The 2,292-nt window shown below is 70.3% G+C and carries 2 protein-coding genes and 1 pseudogene; all 3 read right to left on the reverse strand.

Annotated elements, in window-relative coordinates; genetic code table 11:
* Window positions 1-1,184: multifunctional CCA addition/repair protein (locus tag B2W70_RS12865; protein ID WP_286746232.1), on the reverse strand; the 1,184-nt coding region annotated here is incomplete at its 3' end.
* An 86-nt stretch (window positions 1,185-1,270) separates the two neighbouring features.
* Window positions 1,271-2,092, reverse strand: a complete 822-nt coding sequence (rsmA, locus tag B2W70_RS12870; RefSeq protein ID WP_286746234.1) for a 16S rRNA (adenine(1518)-N(6)/adenine(1519)-N(6))-dimethyltransferase RsmA — start codon at window positions 2,090-2,092, stop codon at window positions 1,271-1,273.
* Window positions 2,082-2,292 (reverse strand): annotated as a pseudogene (locus B2W70_RS12875) (molecular chaperone SurA); the annotation flags it as partial. The pseudogene B2W70_RS12875 and the gene rsmA, both read right to left, overlap by 11 nt.

Raw genomic sequence — 2,292 nt, forward strand, 5'->3', positions numbered from 1 at the left:
TGGATGACGCGGCCGATGTCCTTGCCTTGCTTGCCCTGAGCCATCGCCGCAGCCGACAGCTCGCTGGTGTCGACCGACAGGGCCGCTTGCAGGGCTCGACGCAGGCGCTCGGCCTGGGGGTAGGGGCGCTCGGTCCAGCCCAGCCGGCCTCGGGCGTCGCACTCGCAGGCCAGCAGCACGTCGTCAAACCGCTGCGGTTTGCGGATGGCGTCGCAGCGCTCGAGCAACCTGAGCAATGCCTCGGCGTTCAAGTCGTCGCTGCGGTGGATGTTGCCGTGCTCGCGCGCCACCACGTCGGCCAGCTCGCGGCAGTCGTTGGGCACGCGCAGGCGCTGTCCCACCGCCTGGAGCAGTTCCACGCTGCGCGCTTCGTGGTCCAGGTGCCGAGGCAGCACGTCGGCGGGCGTGGTGCCCTTGCCCAGGTCGTGCCCCAGGCAGGCGTAGCGCACGCTGAGCGAGCCCCCCAGTCGGGCGCTCATGTCCAGCACCATCATCAGGTGCACGCCGGTGTCGACCTCGGGGTGGTATTCGGCGCGCTGGGGCACGCCCCACAGGCGGTCGACCTCGGGCAGCAGGCGGGCCAGGGCGCCGCACTCGCGCAGCACCTCGAACATGCGCGAGGGGCGATCTTCCATCAGGCCACGGGCGAGCTCCTGCCAGACGCGTTCGGCCACGAGGTGGTCCACCTCGCCATCGGCCACCATGCCGCGCATCAGCGCCAGGGTCTCGGGCGCGACGGTGAACTCGGGCAGGCGCGCGGCGAAGCGGGCCAGGCGCAGGATGCGAACCGGGTCTTCGGCAAAAGCCGGCGAGACGTGGCGCAGCACGCGCGCGCCCAGGTCTCGCTGGCCACCCCAGGGGTCGATCAAGGTGCCGTCGTGGTCCTCGGCCATGGCGTTGATGGTCAGGTCGCGGCGGGTGAGGTCTTCTTCGAGGGTGACGTCGGGCGAGGCGTGCACGTCAAAGCCGTGATAACCCGGACCGCTTTTGCGCTCGGTGCGGGCCAGGGCGTGCTCTTCGCCGGTGTCCGGGTGCAGGAAGACCGGGAAGTCCTTGCCCACAGGGCGAAAGCCTGCGGCCAGCATGGCCTCGGGGGTGGTGCCCACCACCACCCAGTCCCGATCGCCCTGGGGGCGGCCCAGGAGCCGGTCGCGCACGGCGCCGCCGACGAGGTATGTCTTCATGCGGGCAGTTTACGGGGCAGCCGGGCCTGGCTCGGCTCCGGCTTCGGTGTCACCGCTCTGGCGGCTTCGTGCCGCGCCCGATTCGCTCAGCCAGCCGCCGCCCGGCGCGCCAGGGCGATGTAGTCGGCCACCGGCACCTCCTCGGCGCGACGCTGCAGGTCGAAGCCGCCTTCGAGGCCACGCTCGGCCATCCAGGCGCCCAGCGTGTGGCGCAAAATCTTGCGGCGCTGCGAGAACGCCACGGCCACCATCTTCTCGAGCACCTGCACATCGACCTCTTCGGGCTGCGCCCAGGGCGTCATGCGCACCACGGCCGAGTCCACCTTCGGGGGCGGGTCGAACGATTCGGGCGGCACGTCCACCACGCAAGCCATGTCGTAGCGCCACTGCAGCATCACGCTCAGGCGGCTGTAGTCCTTGCAGCCAGGCTGGGCCACCATGCGGTCCACCACCTCTTTTTGCAGCATGAAGTGCTGGTCGACCACGTGCTCGGCCACCGGCAGCAGGTGAAAGAGGATGGGGCTGGAGATGTTGTAGGGCAGGTTGCCGATGACGCGCAGCTTCTGGCCTGCCTCGGCCGCCAGGGTGGCGAAGTCGACCTTGAGCACGTCCGACTCAACGACCTGGAGTTCCGGGCGCTTGCGCAGGCGGGCAGCCAGGTCGCGGTCGAGCTCGATGACGGTGAGCTTTTCGCTGCGCTCGACCACCGGGTTGGTCAGGGCACCCAGGCCGGGGCCGATTTCCACCAGCGCCTCGCCCGGCTTGGGGGCGATGGCGCGCACGATCTCGTCGATCACGCCATGGTCGACCAGGAAGTTCTGACCGAAGCGCTTGCGCGCGATGTGACCGCCACCGCCCGCCACGGGGCGACGCGTGCCCGAACGCGGCTGGGGGCGATCAGGGCGCATCGCGCATTTCCACGTAAGCGGCGGCGCGCAGCTCGCGTGCCCAGTCTTCGTAGGTGGCCTCGAAGCGGCGCTCGCGCAGCACGCTGCGAGCTGCTTCGCGCCGTTGCGCGTCGCTGAGTTGCACTTCGCGGCGCTCGAGCAACTGGATCAGGTGCACGCCATAGCGGCTGACCACGGGCTCGGAGATCTGGCCAGGTTGC

Origin of the sequence: Aquabacterium sp. UBA2148 (assembly GCF_002328915.1) — a bacterium.
GTDB lineage: Bacteria > Pseudomonadota > Gammaproteobacteria > Burkholderiales > Burkholderiaceae_C > Aquabacterium > Aquabacterium parvum.